General features: G+C 46.8%; 18 protein-coding genes and 1 pseudogene. 17 read left to right on the top strand and 2 right to left on the bottom strand.

Features of this window, described 5'->3' with window-relative positions:
- Positions 1-22: 22 nt before the first annotated feature.
- The 3 genes from CBW65_RS01530 (at position 23) to rsgA (ending at position 3,243) form a co-directional block, all read left to right on the top strand.
- Positions 23-1,306, top strand: coding sequence for an FAD-dependent oxidoreductase (locus CBW65_RS01530; protein ID WP_087455270.1), 1,284 nt, complete (start codon positions 23-25; stop codon positions 1,304-1,306).
- A 77-nt stretch (positions 1,307-1,383) separates the two neighbouring features.
- Entirely contained in the window at positions 1,384-1,887 is a 504-nt protein-coding gene (locus tag CBW65_RS01525) for a peroxiredoxin (protein WP_332457828.1), read from the top strand.
- A gap of 303 nt (positions 1,888-2,190) precedes the next feature.
- Entirely contained in the window at positions 2,191-3,243 is a 1,053-nt protein-coding gene (gene rsgA, locus CBW65_RS01520) for a ribosome small subunit-dependent GTPase A (RefSeq protein ID WP_087459074.1), read from the top strand.
- A gap of 68 nt (positions 3,244-3,311) precedes the next feature.
- On the opposite strand, the gene CBW65_RS01515 is transcribed toward rsgA, so the two are convergent.
- Positions 3,312-3,734, bottom strand: a complete 423-nt coding sequence (locus tag CBW65_RS01515) for a hypothetical protein (protein WP_087455268.1) — start codon at positions 3,732-3,734, stop codon at positions 3,312-3,314.
- Positions 3,735-3,914: 180 nt separating this feature from the next.
- Here CBW65_RS01515 and CBW65_RS01510 point away from each other — a divergent pair, with 180 nt between their 5' ends.
- The 11 genes from CBW65_RS01510 (at position 3,915) to CBW65_RS01465 (ending at position 12,336) form a co-directional block, all read left to right on the top strand.
- Positions 3,915-5,201, top strand: a complete 1,287-nt coding sequence (locus CBW65_RS01510; RefSeq protein WP_087455267.1) for an AAA family ATPase — start codon at positions 3,915-3,917, stop codon at positions 5,199-5,201.
- Positions 5,198-5,890: a retron system putative HNH endonuclease gene (locus CBW65_RS01505; RefSeq protein ID WP_087455266.1), complete on the top strand. Its 693-nt coding sequence runs from the start codon at positions 5,198-5,200 to the stop codon at positions 5,888-5,890. Before CBW65_RS01510 ends, CBW65_RS01505 begins: the two co-directional genes overlap by 4 nt.
- A 24-nt stretch (positions 5,891-5,914) precedes the next feature.
- Entirely contained in the window at positions 5,915-6,880 is a 966-nt protein-coding gene (gene rnhC, locus CBW65_RS01500; RefSeq protein WP_087455265.1) for a ribonuclease HIII, read from the top strand.
- 180 nt (positions 6,881-7,060) lie between these two features.
- Positions 7,061-7,993, top strand: a complete 933-nt coding sequence (locus tag CBW65_RS01495) for a macro domain-containing protein (RefSeq protein ID WP_087455264.1) — start codon at positions 7,061-7,063, stop codon at positions 7,991-7,993.
- Positions 7,977-8,972 (top strand): DarT ssDNA thymidine ADP-ribosyltransferase family protein, encoded by a 996-nt coding sequence (locus CBW65_RS01490; protein WP_087455263.1) that lies wholly within the window; start codon positions 7,977-7,979, stop codon positions 8,970-8,972. The genes CBW65_RS01495 and CBW65_RS01490 overlap by 17 nt, the downstream gene beginning before the upstream one ends.
- Positions 8,973-9,036: 64 nt before the next feature.
- Positions 9,037-9,420: a ribonuclease H family protein gene (locus CBW65_RS01485; protein ID WP_157721710.1), complete on the top strand. Its 384-nt coding sequence runs from the start codon at positions 9,037-9,039 to the stop codon at positions 9,418-9,420.
- A 73-nt stretch (positions 9,421-9,493) separates the two neighbouring features.
- Positions 9,494-10,213, top strand: coding sequence for a DUF4145 domain-containing protein (locus CBW65_RS01480; protein ID WP_087455261.1), 720 nt, complete (start codon positions 9,494-9,496; stop codon positions 10,211-10,213).
- A 162-nt stretch (positions 10,214-10,375) separates the two neighbouring features.
- Positions 10,376-10,639, top strand: a complete 264-nt coding sequence (locus CBW65_RS24495) for a hypothetical protein (RefSeq protein WP_198299722.1) — start codon at positions 10,376-10,378, stop codon at positions 10,637-10,639.
- A gap of 63 nt (positions 10,640-10,702) precedes the next feature.
- Positions 10,703-11,344 (top strand): ribonuclease HIII, encoded by a 642-nt coding sequence (gene rnhC, locus CBW65_RS01475; RefSeq protein ID WP_269767991.1) that lies wholly within the window; start codon positions 10,703-10,705, stop codon positions 11,342-11,344.
- A 38-nt stretch (positions 11,345-11,382) separates the two neighbouring features.
- Complete coding sequence (locus tag CBW65_RS01470) at positions 11,383-11,871, top strand: GNAT family N-acetyltransferase (RefSeq protein ID WP_087455259.1); 489 nt, start codon at positions 11,383-11,385, stop codon at positions 11,869-11,871.
- Between the two features lie 123 nt (positions 11,872-11,994).
- The gene (locus CBW65_RS01465; protein ID WP_087455258.1) at positions 11,995-12,336 is read left to right on the top strand and encodes a helix-turn-helix domain-containing protein; all 342 of its coding nucleotides are present in this window, start codon (positions 11,995-11,997) and stop codon (positions 12,334-12,336) included.
- On the opposite strand, the pseudogene CBW65_RS01460 reads toward CBW65_RS01465, so the two are convergent.
- Positions 12,285-12,638, bottom strand: a pseudogene (locus CBW65_RS01460) (transposase); the annotation flags it as partial. The gene CBW65_RS01465 and the pseudogene CBW65_RS01460 sit on opposite strands and share 52 nt — an antisense overlap.
- A gap of 623 nt (positions 12,639-13,261) precedes the next feature.
- Here CBW65_RS01460 and CBW65_RS01455 point away from each other — a divergent pair.
- From CBW65_RS01455 to CBW65_RS01445, 3 genes are all read left to right on the top strand, one after another.
- Entirely contained in the window at positions 13,262-14,788 is a 1,527-nt protein-coding gene (locus tag CBW65_RS01455; protein ID WP_087455256.1) for an ATP-binding protein, read from the top strand.
- Between the two features lie 803 nt (positions 14,789-15,591).
- Positions 15,592-16,473 carry an AraC family transcriptional regulator gene (locus CBW65_RS01450; protein WP_087455255.1) on the top strand — a complete coding sequence of 294 codons (882 nt, stop codon included), beginning with the start codon at positions 15,592-15,594 and terminating at the stop codon, positions 16,471-16,473.
- Between the two features lie 18 nt (positions 16,474-16,491).
- Positions 16,492-17,316, top strand: coding sequence for a hypothetical protein (locus tag CBW65_RS01445; protein WP_157721707.1), 825 nt, complete (start codon positions 16,492-16,494; stop codon positions 17,314-17,316).
- Positions 17,317-17,471 lie beyond the last annotated feature (155 nt).

The following is a 17,471-nucleotide window of genomic DNA, read 5'->3' as shown; positions in this document are numbered from 1 at the left end:
CCATTCAAGGGAGGAACCCACAGTGCCGAACATCGTGGTCTACACATCGACAGGCTGCAACTACTGCGCCAAGATCAAAAAAGAGCTGAAAGACTGGGGCTTCGCATACGAAGAGCGCAACGTCATCGAGAACAAAGCATATTTTAACGACCTGCATGAAAAAGGCATCTTCTCCACGCCGGTCACCTTCATCGACGATCAGTCGGTCATCGGCTACCGTCCGAACAAAATGAAGCAGATCCTTGGCGTCACTGAAGAGATGATCAAGGCTGCGCAGGTCGAAGGCGGCGATAAAGCGGGCATCGAAGCGGAAAAAGCGGCACAAGACGCGATCTTCACCGACCTCGACCCGGCGATGTACGACGAGACCTACGACCTCGTCTGCATCGGCTCCGGCCCGGCGGGGGCGTCGGCAGCCGTCTATGCGGCACGGGGCAAGCTGAAAGTCCTCGTCGTCGACAAAGGCCCGGCTTCGGGCGCATTGGCGATCACGCACAAGATCGCCAACTACCCGGGCGTGCATGAAGAACTGACCGGTCTGGAGCTGGTCGACCGCATCCGCCGTCAAGCGAAAGAATATGGAGCGACGTTTGTGCGCGGCAACGTGCAAAGCCTGAACGTGGACGAGGACATCAAAGAAGTTGTGCTCCCGGAAGGCCGCATCAAAACAAAAACGATCTTCGTCGCCGTCGGCGCGCGCGGCCGCACGAAAAAGCTGAAAGGCGAGGACGAATTTGCCGGGCGCGGCGTGTCGTATTGCACGACGTGTGACGCTGCCTTCTTCGAAGGACGCACCGTCGCCGTCGTCGGGGACAACGAAGAAGCGGTGTCTGAAGCGTCAACGATCGCCCAGTTCGCGCAGAAAGTCCTGTTCCTCATCCCCGGCAAAAAGCTGTCCGGCCAGGCCAACCTCGACGATCTCGACGGGCAAAACAACATCGAAGTCCTCTTCTCGCACCGGGTCAAAGAAATCCTTGGCGAAGAAGACGGGAAGCTGGAAGGCCTGCTCGTGGAAAAAGAAGGCGGCGAGACGGAGAAGTTCGACGTGCATGGCGTTTTCCTCTACGTGGCGGGCAACAAACCGGCGACCGATTTTATCGGTGACACCTTGAAGCGCGATGAAGAAGGTTACATCGAAGTCGACTTCAACCTCCAGACCAGCGTCGAAGGCGTTTTTGCCGGCGGGGATGCGCGCAAGACCCCGCTCAAGCAGGCGGTGATCGCGGCGGCCGACGGCGCGGTGGCGGCGCTTGGCGCGGACAAGCACGTCAACAAGCGCAAGCGCCTGATCCCGCAGTACAGCTAAGAATAAGGAGATGCGCGGCGGGTCATACTGGATGATGGTGATCCAACCACCGTGCAGTTTCGATAAGCACTTGAAGAATGGAAGGAGGGATCGGTATGCCAAAAGGCGCAACTGAGACCAAAACGCTGAAAGTCGGCGATGCGGCTCCGGATTTTGAGTTGAAAGCTCATGGCGACCGTACGGTAAAGCTGTCCGACTACCGTGGGAAGAACGTGTTTATCGCTTTCTACCCCCTCGACTGGACCCCGGTCTGAGGCGCGCAAATGCCTTCTTACGAGGACGATCTGTCCCGTTTTGAAGAGCATAATACCCAGGTTCTGGGTATCAGCGTCGACAGCATCCCCAGTCATGAGGCGTGGCAGCGTTCGGTCGGCGGAATCACGTATCCGCTTTGCTCCGATTTTTACCCGCATGGCGAAGTCGCCACGAAGTACGGCGTCTTGCGCGATGAAGGTATGTCGGAACGCGCTTTGTTCATCATCGACAAAGAAGGCGTGGTTCGTTTTATCGACGTGCACCCGATTGGGGAACAGCCGGATAACGATGAGTTGTTCGATGTTTTGAAAACGATCAACGGGTAGCAGAAGTCACAGGCAGGTGCGCCATCAACGGCAGGCGCACCTGCCTTTTTACTTGGGCTTGAAGAAAATCTTGGGAAATGCTATAATAAGAATTAAGTTTTAAGTTACTTAAAGGAGTGATTGAATATGGTGAAATTGCAGAGTGTGTCCAACCATGTCGTTGCAGGTGAGGTCACGGAGATCCTCCTTTAAGGCAGCTGTCTACATTCTCAAAAGAGGGGATTTCTCCGTGATCGCGTTTCTTAATTTGAATCCGATCAACCATTCCAGGAGGAATCCACATTGACTTTTAATTTGCAAACGATGGGCTTCAAGCCCTTTTTCCAAGCATCTTTCGCAGCGTTCGCGGGCCAAGGCTACACCGTAGGCCGCGTGGCGCTGGAGCACAAGCATCTCTACCGCGTGTACACCGAGTCGGGCGACCTGCTCGCCGACGTGTCGGGCAAGTTCCGTTTCCAGACCACCGGGCGTCAAGACTTCCCGGCGGTGGGCGACTTTGTGGTGATGAGTGTGCGTCCGGAAGAAGGCAAGGCGACGATCCATGCCGTTTTGCCGCGCAAGAGCAAGTTCTCCCGCAAGATTGCCGGGAACACGACAGAGGAGCAGATTGTCGCGTGTAACGTTGACACTGTGTTTCTCGTCAATGCTTTGAACAACGACTTCAACGTGCGCCGGATCGAGCGTTATCTGATCATGGCGTGGGAGAGCGGTGCGAATCCGGTGATCATTCTTTCCAAGGCGGACCTCTGCGACGATGTCGAAGAGAAGGTCGCGCAGGTGGAGAGTGTCGCGATCGGCGTGCCGGTCCATGTCATCTCTTCGGTGATGAACGAAGGGATCGACGAACTGCTTCCGTATGTAGGGGAGGGCCAGACGGTCGCCTTGCTCGGATCGTCTGGCGTTGGCAAGTCGACGCTGACCAACCGTCTCGTCGGCCATGAGGTGCAGGTCGTGCAAGAGGTGCGCGAAGGTGACGACCGCGGGAAGCATACCACGACCCACCGTGAGATGATCGCGCTGCCCCAAGGCGGCCTGATGATCGACACGCCGGGGATGCGTGAACTGCAGCTGTGGGAAGCGGATGAAGGGTTTAGCGACTCCTTTGCCGACATCGTGGAACTGGCCGAATCATGCCGTTTCAGCGACTGCGGCCACAACAGCGAGCCGGGCTGTGCGGTGAAATCCGCCTTGCATGACGGGTCGCTCGACAAGGGGCGTTACAACAACTTCGTCAAAATGCAGCGCGAACTGGCCTACTTGGCCCGCAAAGACGATGCGCGCGCCCAGGCGCAAGAGAAGCAGAAGTGGAAGAACATCACGAAATCCATGCGCGGATTCTCGAAGAAGACCCGCTAAGCATATAAAAAGAGTCCCTGCCTCGGGCAGGGACTCTTGCTTTTGCTAGTATTGGTGCTGGTGCTGTATTAGAACGGTTTTGTCATCATCAGTCCGCCGATGGCGAGGAACAGGCCAACGGATACGACGATGACGCAGTAATTTTCTACTTTCAGCGTGCGAATCTCGTCGCGCGCATACACTTTGTTCGAAGCGATGATCTTCTCCATGCGGCCCATGACGACGCGCTTGATGATGTAGAAGATCAGCGTGTAGAGCAGCATCGAGACGAGCAGCCACATTTGGAACAAGAGCTCAAGCGACGTGACGGCGACCATGCCGAGGCCGGTAGCCCACAGCGAGTAGTTGGCGTAGCGGTCGATCATTTTGTATTTGCCGAGAAACGCTTGAATCTGCGCAACGTCTTTCAGCGCCGGTATATAGAACAGCACGCCGAGCTTAATCACGACTGCGAGCAGATGAATCCCCAAAATCATGTAAAACCAGGTCATGCTGCACACCTCCTCTATTCTATGATCTATTCTATCGTATTTTTCAAGAGGGGGAAACCATCGAGTTTTAGCGAAATTGGTATATACTATGACAGACTTATTATGAGAAAATGTCTAGAAGGTTCGGAATTCGAGAAGAATTACATAGTAGTATATGCAGGATACTAAAGAGGTGATCCCATGAAACTGATGCATCTAAAGCTCGAGAATTATCGCGGTTTTGCATCCGCTGACCTAAACTTGAACGGTGAAAGTGCAATCATCATCGGCAAAAACGGGGCGGGGAAATCGACGATACTTGACGCGGTTGCGACTGCGATGTCACCGCTTTTAGAGAATATTTTGTTTAACGAAGTAACGCAACGACCGCTTGATGAGATCGATATTCGACAGCATCAACTTTTGGCACAGATTGATGTTGAAGCGTGCTATCAGAATGGGAGCTATACATGGGGGATTACCCGAGAGCTAAGAGCCCAGATAAGTATGATTCATGAGCAGAATCTGAAGGCTTTGGGGCTTCAAATAGCCAATAGAGTACATCAAAATCTTGAAGATGAGTATTATGACCGACAGATGAAAGAGAATCGCTCCATCCCGGTTGTCATCTATTATCCAGTTCACCGAGCGGTTTTGGACATCCCCTTGCGGATGGATGAGAAATTCTCCAATTTGGCACAACACACCGCTCTGGAAGACGCATTGTCTGTTGGTGTCAATTTCCGTGCGTTCTTCGGTTGGTTTCGCTATCAAGAAGATATCGAGAATGAAACGAAGATTCACAAAGACCGGGACTTCGTAGACCCGCAGCTGCAAGCGGTTCGAGAAGCGATTGAGACGTTCCTGCCGGGTTTCCGCAATTTGCGCATTAGTCGTGTGCCTACTGAAAGAATGTTGATCGACAAAGACGGAGTAACTTTGACGGTTAATCAGTTATCGAACGGAGAAAAAATTCTGCTTGCAATGGTCGGTGATCTCGCCCGCAGGCTTGCTTTGGCTAATCCGGGGTTAGTCAATCCCTTGCATGGAGAAGGAATCATCCTGATCGACGAGGTTGAATTGCATTTGCATCCCGGATGGCAGCGTAAAGTCATCACCTGCTTCCAACAGACATTCCCTCATCTTCAATTCATCTTTACCACCCATTCTCCCCAGGTAATCAGCGAAGTGCGGAATATGAAGCTGTACGTTTTATCAAATGATACATCGGGCAATGTCATCGAAGTGCGAGACTCTGTTTTCGGCCAAGATGTGAATTACGTACTCGAAGACGTAATGGAGTCCGACTCGCGAAACGAAGAGATAAAGAACCGTTTGTTACAGATTTTCCGCCAGATTGAGCAAAACCAATTAACTGAGGCGGAGACAGGGCTTCGTGACTTGGGAGAGATACTCGGTTCCGAGAAACCTGCCGACATGATAAGAGCGGAGGCATTACTGCGCAGAAAGCGAACGATCGGCCGATGAGATATATCACGAAACGTCCACAACCCGAGTGGTACAGAGATTTTCGACGTGGAAAAACGAATTTAAACTGGGACTCATTCACGAGAAGTCATCAAGCAGAAAAAGATCGATTGAAACAGGAATTGCTGGAAGAGCAACACTATCTCTGCGGCTACTGCGGGGCAGAAGTAAGCATGCGCAACAGCCACATCGAGCACGTGATCCCAAGGTCCTTACTAGCAAGCCGGAATTTCCAAAACATAACCCCGCTCAGTTACCCCAACCTGCTCGTCTCCTGCCAAGCTAGACGCCATCCTGAAGGCGATGACACCTGCGGACACGCCAAGGGCAACTGGTACGATCCTAACTTGTTCGTAGTTCCGCATGCGACCGATTGTGAGACATACTTCGCATATACGCATGCCGGGGAAATGATCCCCGCGTCAAGTGATACTTTTTCACCAGAATACCGTAAGGCGGCAACTACCCTTGAAAAGCTGCACTTGGATACCTACGCGTTAAACACCGCTCGCAAGGAAATGATCTCAGTGGCACTGGGAGATGATCTTGAAACTCCGCTGACGATAGAAGAGCTTGAACTTTTACACCATGAGTATCAGCGCCCAGATGACCAAGGGCGTCTCAAGCCATACTGTTTTGCTGTACTTCGCGTTCTGGAGTCGGAATTAGCCCTGCTTCAAAACGCCTGACCAACAAAAGAAGGAGGACGACCTGTGAAGATCACCGACCTGACGAGCGCGTCCAACCGTGTTGAGGAACTGTGTAAAACAAATGGCTTGGAAATCCTCGAACAAAAAGAGATCCCCTACGGCCGCCAGTTTAGGGTGCGTGCGGGAAGTGCGACGGCACAGCTCAACGTGTATTTTGGGAAGAAGGGACTGAAGCTCGTCTCGCAGGGCGGGGATAACGCGGCAAAGGCTGCTCTGGAAGACCTGATGTCCGAAATGCAAGGCGGAGTGCCGTCCGAGCCGAAAACCGCGAAACCGACGAAAAACCACCCCGAAGTTGTTGTTGCTTATGACGAGCCATGGATCGGAACGGATGAGAGTGGCAAAGGCGACTTCTTCGGCGGCTTAGTCACCGCCGGAGTCATCGTCGACCCGGAAGCGGTGCCGCTCCTGCAATCGCTCGGCGTGGATGACAGCAAAAAGATCACCGACGCGAAGATTCCGGGGCTTGCGACGGAGATCAAAAAAATCTGCTACGGCAAATACAAAGTCCTGCACCTCAAGCCGGCCAAATACAACGAACTCTACGAAAAGTTCCAATCCCAAGGCAAGAACCTCAACTCGCTCCTATCCTGGGCGCACAGTTCGGTCATCGAAAAGCTGGTCGAAATCCAACCGGTCAAACTCGTGGTCGTGGATAAGTTCGCCAACGAGACCCTGATCGAGAACCGCCTGAAGAAGCTCGACCCCACGATCCAACTCGTCCTCGTCCCGAAAGCCGAACAAAACCTCGCCGTCGCAGCAGCTTCGATTTTGGCGCGTGACTCCTTTCTGCGCTGGCATAAAGAGGCCAAGTCGGAGCACGGCATCGTATTCCCGAAAGGTGCATCCTCACTGGTCATCAAGGCGGGTCGGGCGTATGTTCAAGCAAATGGGACGGAAGCACTTCGTGAGGTATCGAAACTTCATTTCAAGACAGCCGAAGACATTCAAAAAGCAGAACAGATATAGAAGGAACAAGCGTTTAAAATGCCTTTACTTATGGTAGCAATATACACTCCCCCAACAGTTTTAGACTATAAAGGTTTACATACAAGTGGCAAGGCATTGATTTGGGTTTTCTTGATTTGGAACAAATATCATGTCATTATATAGTAATGGACAAACTGACAGAGTCAGGAGGAGATAATCTTGATAACTTACGTAAAAACTAATCTATTGGAAAGTCCTGCACAAGTATTGGTTAATACGATCAATACTGTTGGTGTAATGGGTAAGGGGATTGCGAAGGAGTTTAAAACGATATATCCAGACATGTTTAAAGAATATCAGCTATTATGTGAAGAAAAAACACTTGACATTGGTATGTTATGGATCTTCAAAACCTCGCATAAATGGATTTTAAATTTCCCGACTAAAAAGCACTGGAGAAGTCCTTCTAAATTGGAATATATAGAGCAAGGACTTAAAAAGTTTGTTGAAACCTATGAAGAAAAAGGGATTGTCTCGATTTCATTCCCGCTATTAGGTTGTGGAAATGGTGGCTTAAATTGGGAGCTGGAAGTGCAACCTTTAATGGAAAAGTATCTGAGACCTCTACCAATTGATGTATATATTCATCTAAATCCAACGAGGGAACACAAAAAGAAAGAACATAATGATGTGATGGATACAAAGGCTTGGTTAAGAGCCAACCCTCAAGAACTTAGTTTTACCGAATTATGGGATGACCTGACTGAAGTGATTTCAACTAAACGAGATATAGCATTTGTTTCAGCGGGAGAAAAATATAATGTGAGAATCTATTCTCATAACAATGAAGTTGGGATATTGTTTACAAGTGAACATACAGAGGTATTTGTAACAGAGGAACAGTTGATGGACTTATGGAAATATCTTAGGCGCGTTGGTTTTGCGTTAAAACAAACACTTCCTAATGGTCTTGAGGTTATAGGTTCTCCATTATTGAGTCTTCTCAGCAACCTTCCTTACTTAGAGCCTGTGAGCATGGGGTTTAGGTATGAATCGGAGGATGACTTACATTTGGGCATTAGAATTATTCCTCAACTAATAAAGAATGATTCAGATAACGGGGAGGTTGGAGTAAGTGAAATTGAAGAGTGACGCGCAACAGTTTGTTGATTATCTGGATAATCTAAAAACGCAACAATGGTTAGGCCAATCACGCAAATGGTGGCCGAAATATCTTTTTCATTATACTGATGTGAACAATGCTGTTGAAGTTCTTCGTAATGGCGTTTTGCTTTCAAGACGTCAATTAGAAACCAACGGAGGGATGATGACGGATAACGCTAGCCCAGATGTAATCGGACAAACTGATGGGAAATGGAAAGATTTTGTACGATTTTATTTTAGACCTAAAACCCCTACTCAGTACAATAACGAAGGATTTCGTCCTGTAGCAGAAAGAAGAATTGGTGGGGCACACTGTCCAGTTCCGATCTTCTTTTTGTTTGATTCTTCCAGGATTCTTACAATGGAAAAATCTTTGTTTTCAGCCGGAAGTTTGGCTGTGCAAAACCCATACGTATTTTGTAATGCAAGTGACTTTATTAACCTCCCGTTTCAAAAGATATATCATAACACATGGTACGATCCCACAATCGATTATGATATAAAATTTCATCGACACGCTGAGGTTATAGTACCTCAGCGGTGTGATCTGGACCATTTAAAATTTATTGTATGTAGGAGTGTGGCTGAAAAAGAAACTTTGATTCAACTACTTCCAAATGATGTACACGAAAAATATAAAAATATCATACGAATAGATGGAAAGTCGGAGTTTTTTCATTCCTACTGGACGTATGTCGAGAAAGTAAATTTGGAAGAGAATTCAATCACCTTCCAATTTAATAAAGGTGAAAAAGTGAAGGGGACATTTCAAGTCCACTTATCTATAAAAGGATTAGAATCTGGGGATGGACATCATTGGAAAGATCCCAATTTTCGACCAACTGATACACAGAGGATTAATTTAGTTTCTTTCAAAAAGGCAGAAAGTTACTCTTGTAAACTTTATTTGGATAATCAATTGGCCTATTCCGGAACGTTTCACAAGGATAACTCACTTCCGTTTTAAACAAATTAGATATACGTGCAGGCAGTCTAGGACTGCCTTTTCTTTTTACCGAAAAAGGTACTTTTTGTGTGATTCGGGCAAAGGCGATTTCTTTGGTGGTCTTGTTACGGCTGGCGTGATCGTCGACCCGGAAGCCGTTCCGCTTCTCCAATCGCTCGGCGTCGATGACAGCAAAAAAATCACCGATGCGAAAATTCCGGGCCTTGCGACGGAGATCAAAAAAATCTGCTACGGCAAGTACAAAGTCCTCCACCTCAAGCCCGCCAAATACAACGAACTCTACGAAAAGTTCCAATCCCAAGGCAAGAACCTCAACTCCCTCTTGTCCTGGGCACACAGTTCCGTGATCGAAAAACTAGTCGAAATCCAGCCGGTCAAAATCGCGCTTCGTGAAGTATCGAAACTACATTTCAAAACAGCCGAAGATATTCATCAATATCAGAAGTGAATCAAAAGACATAGGTAATAATGGACAAGAAATAATTCTATAATTCGCTAATAACGAGAAATGGGGAAGTGTAGTGGAAGAAGTAAAACGTAAAGTTTATTGCAGTTATTGTAAAGGAGAAAGGTATCACCGATATATTGAGAGATACGATGTTTCAGAGTCTGAAGATAGCGTAAATTACTGGTCAACTTATGGGATAATACGTTGTCTTGGATGCAAGACATTCGCATTTTTAAGAATTACTGGTGATAGCGAAACTTGGGATTTTGATGATGACGGAGAAATCTATTTAATTGAAAACTATGCAGTATATCCAGAGCCACCACAAGACGGGAAGAAATATTACGGCATTAGAATTCCAAGAGACTTTACCTCTGTTCCAAAGCCATTATTGGAAGTGTATCAACAAGTGTTAGGTGCCTTCAATTCACAGTTCCACTTCTTATGCGCAATCGGATTAAGGTCAGTTGTAGAGGCTTTATGTGTAAACACGGAAATTACAGACGGTTACATATTTGATGAAAACGGAAATGTCGTTGTTGATAACGATGGGAAAATCATTAGAACAAAGAACTTAAAAGGTAAGATAAATGGATTGATTGAAAGGGAGTTAATCACTAAACGCCAGGCAATTATCCTCCACGATATTAGAAATATGGGGAATAAAGCTGTTCATGAAATCCAAGTACCAAAAATTCGAGTCTTGCTAGAAGCTATAGAGATTATTGAGCACGTTTTTCATACAATATACGAGTTAGGGAATTACGAGATTTCACCTAAGAGTGTGGATTGAACATTTTGGAAGGGAGTAATTGTAGTCCTGAAGGATGGATGATAGGGAGGTGCGCATCATGTCAGTGCAAGAATAGAATTGAAAAACGGTGCTATTGAAATAACACCATAAATCTTATATAATATCAATTGTGCTTCTATAAATAACGTGAGGGTGATTGTTATGGTTGGATTTAATGTGGTTTGCAATGAATGTAATTCGACAATATGCAAAACCGATAATATTGAGGCTGATGGATTTCAAAAACTAATTAATTCGTTAGAAATAGTTTCAGATGGTTTTTTCGGTTCAGAAGTCATTGTTGACTTTGAGTCAATGCAGCTTGTTGCAAGTTTGAGTCTCAGTTGTATGAGCTGCAAAAAAGGTTCAGTCTTTAGTGCAATCAAAATAAAATGGAATGAATTAAGATCCCAAAAATCAAGGTAGCTACTGCAAACCAGATGGAAATCTGGTTTTTTTACTTAGATATGGAAATCACTAAGGAACTGTTTGTATGAATCCGCCAAAGGCGACTTTTTCGGAGGCTTAGTGACCGCCGGAGTTATCGTCGACCCGGAAGCAGTCCCGCTCCTGCAATCGCTCGGAGTGGATGACAGCAAAAAGATCACCGATGCGAAGATACCGGGGCTTGCGACGGAGATCAAGAAGATCTGCTACGGAAAATACAAAGTGCTCCACCTCAAGCCCAACAAATACAACGAGCTCTACGAAAAGTTCCAATCCCAAGGCAAGAACCTCAACTCCCTCTTGTCCGGGGCGCACAGTTCGGTCATCGAAAAGCTGGTCGAAATCCAGCCGGTCAAACTCGTCGTCGTGGATAAATTTGCGAACGAGACCCTGATTGAGAACCGACTGAAGAAAATCGACCCCGAGATACGACTCGTCCTCGTGCCGAAAGCGGAGCAAAACCTCGCTGTTGCAGCCGCTTCTATTTTGGCGCGTGATGCGTTTTTGCGCTGGCACAAAAAAGCGAAGGTGGAGCATGGCATCGAGTTCCCGAAAGGTGCGTCCTCACTCGTCATCAAGGCGGGTCGATCGTTTGTTCAAGCAAATGGGACGGAAGCACTTCGTGAGGTATCGAAACTCCATTTCAAGACAGCCGAAGATATTCAGCAAGCAAATCGGAAGTAAGTAAGTGAATATCATCTGTTAAGGAGTACATGACTTAAATGAACAATAATTCAGCACACAACGTCCGACTGCGGGATGTGATCGAAACGGATCTGCCCCTATTTTACGAGAATCAACAGGATCCGATTGCCAATTATATGGCAGTCTTCACAGCCAAGGACCCATCGGATCGGAAGGCATTCGACGCTCATTGGAGCAAGATATTGGGCGACGAGACAATCACGATCAAAACCATCGTCTACGCCGGTCATGTGGCAGGCAGTGTCTCATGTTTTGAACAATTCGGTCAACTGGAAGTCACCTACTGGTTGGGAAAAGAATACTGGGGCAAAGGTATCGCCACAAAGGCGTTATCCGAGTTCTTGGATCATGTAAAAGCACGACCCCTTTGTGCCCGTGCGGCAAAGGACAACATCGCTTCGATTCGGGTCTTAGAAAAATGTGGGTTCCAAATATGCGGCGAGGACAAGGGGTTTTCCAATTCACGCAATCATGAGGTTGAAGAATATATACTGAAACTAGGATAAGCAAAGGAATTCCTGCCGTCCTACGGGAATTTTCCTCTAGGAAGATCTAAATCCAGCAGAAATTGTCAAGGAGCCTCTTCACAATTCTGATACCCTAGAGAAAGAGAGGACGGGGAGCCGCATATGGAGTACATCGAGCGCATCCAAGCCACTTTGGACTATATGGAACGCCACTTGGATCGGCCGGTCACGATGGAGGAGTTGGCGAAGGTTGCGTGTTTTTCTGTGTTTCATTTCCATCGCGTGTTTGTTTTGACGCTGGGAGACACAGCAGCCGATTATCTGCGCAAGCGCAGGCTCGCCAAAGCGGCGGAACTGTTGCGCACGACAGACCAGCGGGTGCTCGACATCGCGCTTGCGTCCGGGTTTCAGTCGCATGAAACATTTGCCCGCGCGTTTAAGAGGCAGTTTCAACTGACACCACTTAAGTACCGCAAAAGCGGGGTGTCGCTGGTCTTGGATTGATGCTTCTTCACCACTTGGGGCTCGAATTCCCCCTCACGTTCACGGGGAACGGTAATCTCCATCTCTCCGAACTCGCTGGTGACCCGCTTTCGAGTCTTGCCGTTGCGGCTGTTGGTAGTGCGCTTGTTTTGAACATCGTGCTTGGCATTGCCCAGGCTGTCGTCTAGCTCAGCCTCTAACTTTTCCTGCAACGTTTCAGCAAACAGGTCTTTCAACATGTCCTGCACGTCTTGAACGGACGACATGTTGTTTTCATTAATGAATTGTCTCGGGTGTTGTTTGGTAACCAGTTTTTTATCCATGTGCGTTCTCCGTTCACTTGTCTGATTTGATTCTTGAAGGTTTCGGAGTTATACAAAATATTTTACAGACTCGCGTGTGATAGCTCGCGTCTCCTCATCTTGTATCTATTCGTCATCGTCTTTTCCGTTCGGATAATCATTCGGATTATATTCGAACGCACATTGGCAGAACAAAAGCTGCTTCCGTTTCTGACAGTTTTATCGCAGTTTACGCATAGTTATTTAATGCAATCTCTCCTTTTATTAGTAATGATTGCAGTATTGATAACGCGATTCATTTCATAAAAGCCGATGCTTCAGTGAGTGAATCGCATCATGTAAATCCTTGGGATCGTCGATATCCATGTTATGTCCGTTCGACGTTTTCCAGCCTTGATTCTATAGCATTACCATATAATTAGGCGAATAATTGATATTTTGAAGCTTCGTTACCGAGACATTACTTTTCCAAACGGAGCTAATGCAAAATGATGACAAGCCAACGGAATAGGCGGTTCATCATATTGCAAAACTATATATTAAATTATAGAGGGGGGTTGTGTCTAAAGTAGAAACTATTATACCTTAGAGTCTAAGGTACATTTTGTTTTCTTCCACAAAATAGAAGGGAGCGTCATAGCAATATGCGCAGCTTACAGGTTTTACAGAAACACTTTCCAGCTAGAGTAGAAAGCGAGAAAAGAATAATTAGGGATGTTTTTGTTATTCCTAGTGACTTTAAAAGTATAATTTCACCGAACGAAGGCACGATTCGAATTTTAGTAGGTAACAAAGGGACGGGGAAAAGTACAATCTTAGAGTATCTTCTTCAGGTTTCTCGTGAAAACGGAATACCGGCAGTAAAATTGAAGCCTAGTCAAATTTTGGAGTCATCGTTTAGTCCGAATGACCCTATCGCCATTATTAAACAAAGACTATATCAATCGCTAGTATTGCAAATAGCAGCGACTGTCGGAGAAGAACTTTCTGGATATGTATCTCAGAATGAGGCAGCTCTGTTAGAGGTTGCATACGAAGCAGGAAAGGTGCCCTTAGGAACAATGAGGAAACTGCTGAATTTTCTCGCTCCTATTGGTAAAGGTATTACTCGCATTGATTTTGAAAAGATGCTACCTACCTACTCAAAAAAATCAGAGGAGTATGTCCGACTTGTGAATAGTTATCTTGAAAGGCAAGATAAGACTTTTTACGTATTAATTGACGATACTGATCAAATTGGAAACCCTGCTCAATCAAACTATCTTGATATTCTTTGGGGATTTGTACTTGCAATACAGAATCTTGCTGAAGATTGTCCGAATATAAAACCCATAGTAACTTTCCGTTCGGAAGTGTGGAGAAGCTTAGAAAAAGATGAAAGTGGGGCAAGAGACCAAGTTGATCATTTCCGTCAAATGACTTATGAACTTTCTCCGACTGTAAAGGATTTGAAAGATATCTTAAAAAGAAGAATTGTGTATTGTGTAGAAGAATTGAATGGGGATCTCCAATACCCGTATCGTAACTTTTTTGAGGGTGATGGTTGCAAATTACCCACTTCTGGTGAACGAAGACGTTGGGAAGACTACTTGGTTATTTCAAGTCGATTTAGACCACGAGACACAGTTCAACTTGTCTATCATCTAGCCACAGAAGCTATTCGTCATTCGAAAACACATATAGATGATTTTGATGTTGATGCAACTTCGTTGATTTATTCCACTGAAAGATTCAAAGATATTATTAATGAAAACATGAAGGTGTGTGCTGAGCTAGATATAATAATTCGCGAGTTCCGGAAATTACCATTTGAATCCAATGCGGAAGATATAAGAGAATTCATCAGTCGCATTCCGGGAGCAGGAAGAATAACTATAAATGGTAAACTAATCAGGGATGGTGATTCAGAGGGGGTATTTGTGATATGGAAGTTATTGTACGATATTGAATTTTTCACACCTAAACTAGGAGATGAAGATAATTACAAGCATTTTAGACCAAAGGATGACCCTTATCTAGTGAGTATTTCTCGATGGAATGATATGCAAAAGTATACTTGGGAGGTACATCCCTGTTATCGGTCTTATCTAATAGAAGAACAAAAGAAGGACTATTTCGCAAAACAGGTAAAATCAAATAAGAGCAGTAAACGGAAAAACAGAAGGGGCTAGACATTTTCATTAAGTTTTTTATATCAGGAACCCTTTGTATGAATCCGCTAAGGGTGGACTTTTTTGGTGGTCTCGTTACAGCCGGAGTCATCGTCGAGCCCGAAGCTGTTCCGCTCCTGCAGTCACTTGGAGTGGATGACAGCAAAATATCACCGATGCGAAAATCCCCTGTCTTGCAGCCGAGATCAAGAAAATCTGCTACGGCAAATACAAAGTCCTCCACCTCAAGCCCGCCAAATTCAACGAACTCTACGAAAAGTTCCAATCCCAAGGCAAGAACCTCAACTCCCACTTGTCCTGGGCGCACAGTTCGGTGATTGAAAAGCTGGTCGAAATCCAACCGGTCAAACTCGTTGTCGTGGACAAATTCGCCAATGAGGCCCTGGATCGAGAACCGCCCTAAGAAGCTGGATGCAGAGATCAAGCTCGTCCTCGTCCCAAGCGGGACAAAACCTCCCAGTCGTCGCGACAGCCTCCATTCTAGCGCGTGATGCCTTCCTTCGCTGGCATAAAGAGGCCAAGGCGGGTCGAGCGTTTATCCAAACGAATGGCACATGTGCACTGCGTGAGGTCTCGAAACTGCATTTCAAAACAGCCGAAGATATTCAACGAGCAGAACGAAAGTGATCAGAAGGACAAGCGCACAAAATGGCTTGTCCTTTTGTCTTGCGTGGTATCACCATAAAGGAATTCCTGCCGTCTAACGGGAATTTTCCTCTAGGAAGACTAAATCCAGCAGAAATTGTCAAGGAGCCTCTTCACAATTCTGATACCCTAGAGAAAGAGAGGACGGGGAGCCGCATATGGAGTACATCGAGCGCATCCAAGCCACCTTGGACTATATGGAACGCCACTTGGATCGGCCGGTCACGATGGAGGAGTTGGCGAAGGTTGCGTGTTTTTCCGTGTTTCATTTCCATCGCGTGTTTGTTTTGACGCTGGGAGACACAGCAGCCGATTATCTGCGCAAGCGCAGACTTGCCAAAGCGGCGGAACTTTTGCGCACGACCGACCAGCGGGTGCTGGACATCGCGCTTACGTCCGGGTTTCAGTCGCACGAAACATTTGCCCGTGCGTTTAAGCGGCAGTTTCAACTGACACCGCTTGAGTATCGCAAAAGCGGGGTGTCGCTGGGGCTGCAACCTTATGTGACTCTGATGCACGCTCCTCGTCTAAGTGAAGGAGGAATCACGATGACACCAACGATTGTGACAAAGTCTGCATTCAAACTGATTGGCTACGGATTTGAAACGGAAACGAATGAAGGGAAAAACCACGAGGACATCCCGGCGTTTTGGCAGCGCTATCTCCAAGAGAACCTGCGTGTCAACATCCCCAACAAACTCCGCCCGAATGTGGAGATCGGGATGTGCACCAACTTCGAGCCGGAAACGGGCCGATTTACGTATGTGATCGGATATGAGGCGGAGTCGTTTGACAACGTGCCGGAGGGGCTGATGTGTCTCACCGTACCAGAAGCCACCTATGCAGTCTTCACATCCCCGAAAGCGTCAAGTGCGGACTTCGTGTCGAGCATCCAAGAAACGTGGAATCAAGCCTACCAAGAGTGGTTTCCGACCTCTGGCTATCAAGCTTGTTCGCCCGAATTTGAGTGTTACGATGAGCGTGCCGAGTCTGACACCGACAAGCAGGTAGAGATCTACATCGCGATTGTGAAGGAGTAAGAGAAAAGCAGGCAGCAGATGCCTGCTTTTTTTCGTTTTCGCAGACCTGCAGATGCATGCAGTCTATATTTTAACTTTTTACATATCCTGAAATATATAATTGACTTATTATTTTTTGTATCTTATACTACTCATCAATACCTATTTTGTAATTCAGTAAAATACATATTCATGAAAGGTGTGCTGATGATGTTTAAAAAAGGGATGATTGCTACTTTAGGAGTTGTTGCAGCTACGATGTTTGTTACGCTGCCTGTCCAAGCGGCAGTAAAACCGGTCGGACAAGTTACGACACTCTTAGAGCCTTCTTACGGAGCAACGAAACAGATCGCGATCTGGGATGTCGTCCCGGAAAACTGGGTGGTGACACAAGTATCGGTGGACACCAAAACGATCAAGTATACAGGCGGTGCAACGTACGGAGCCAGATTGCAGATTGTAAAAAACAACTTGATTCCGCTCAACTGGGTCGTTACGTCTGCTTCGTTTGACTACTTTTACATCACCTATGTGGGCGGGGCAGAATTTGGGAACAGAATCCAGACCATCAAAACAACTCCCATCCCGCCAAACTGGGTCATCACCCAAGCGACAACCGACTATTTTACCCTCACCTACGCAGGTGGAGCACAATATGGGCAGATGTTGCTGACGACAAGAACAACCCCGATCCCGGAAAACTATGTGGTGACTACAGTCACAACGGATAACCTCTGGATCAAGTATGTAGGTGGAGCGCCTGTTGGAGAAAGTGTTCGAATCGCAAAACTGTCTCCCATCCCTGCCGGTTGGGAAGTTACGCTCGTGACCACGGATTCCGTATGGATCGTATATCGGGGATAAAACAGCAAAATTGACTCAAGCCAATGCCAGGATCGAAGCATTGTGACTTGAGTCTTTTTTTACGTTACTTGATTCATAATCATATTTTCTTACCGACTGATCTGCAGCCTGATCGACACCGCTCGCGTTGGACAGACGAAAATTGTCCCGGAGCT

Source organism: Tumebacillus avium, from assembly GCF_002162355.1.
In the GTDB taxonomy this organism is placed as follows: Bacteria; Bacillota; Bacilli; order Tumebacillales; family Tumebacillaceae; genus Tumebacillus_A; species Tumebacillus_A avium.
Note: the sequence above shows the minus strand (reverse complement) of the source record. Positions and strands in the feature narration are given on the sequence as shown.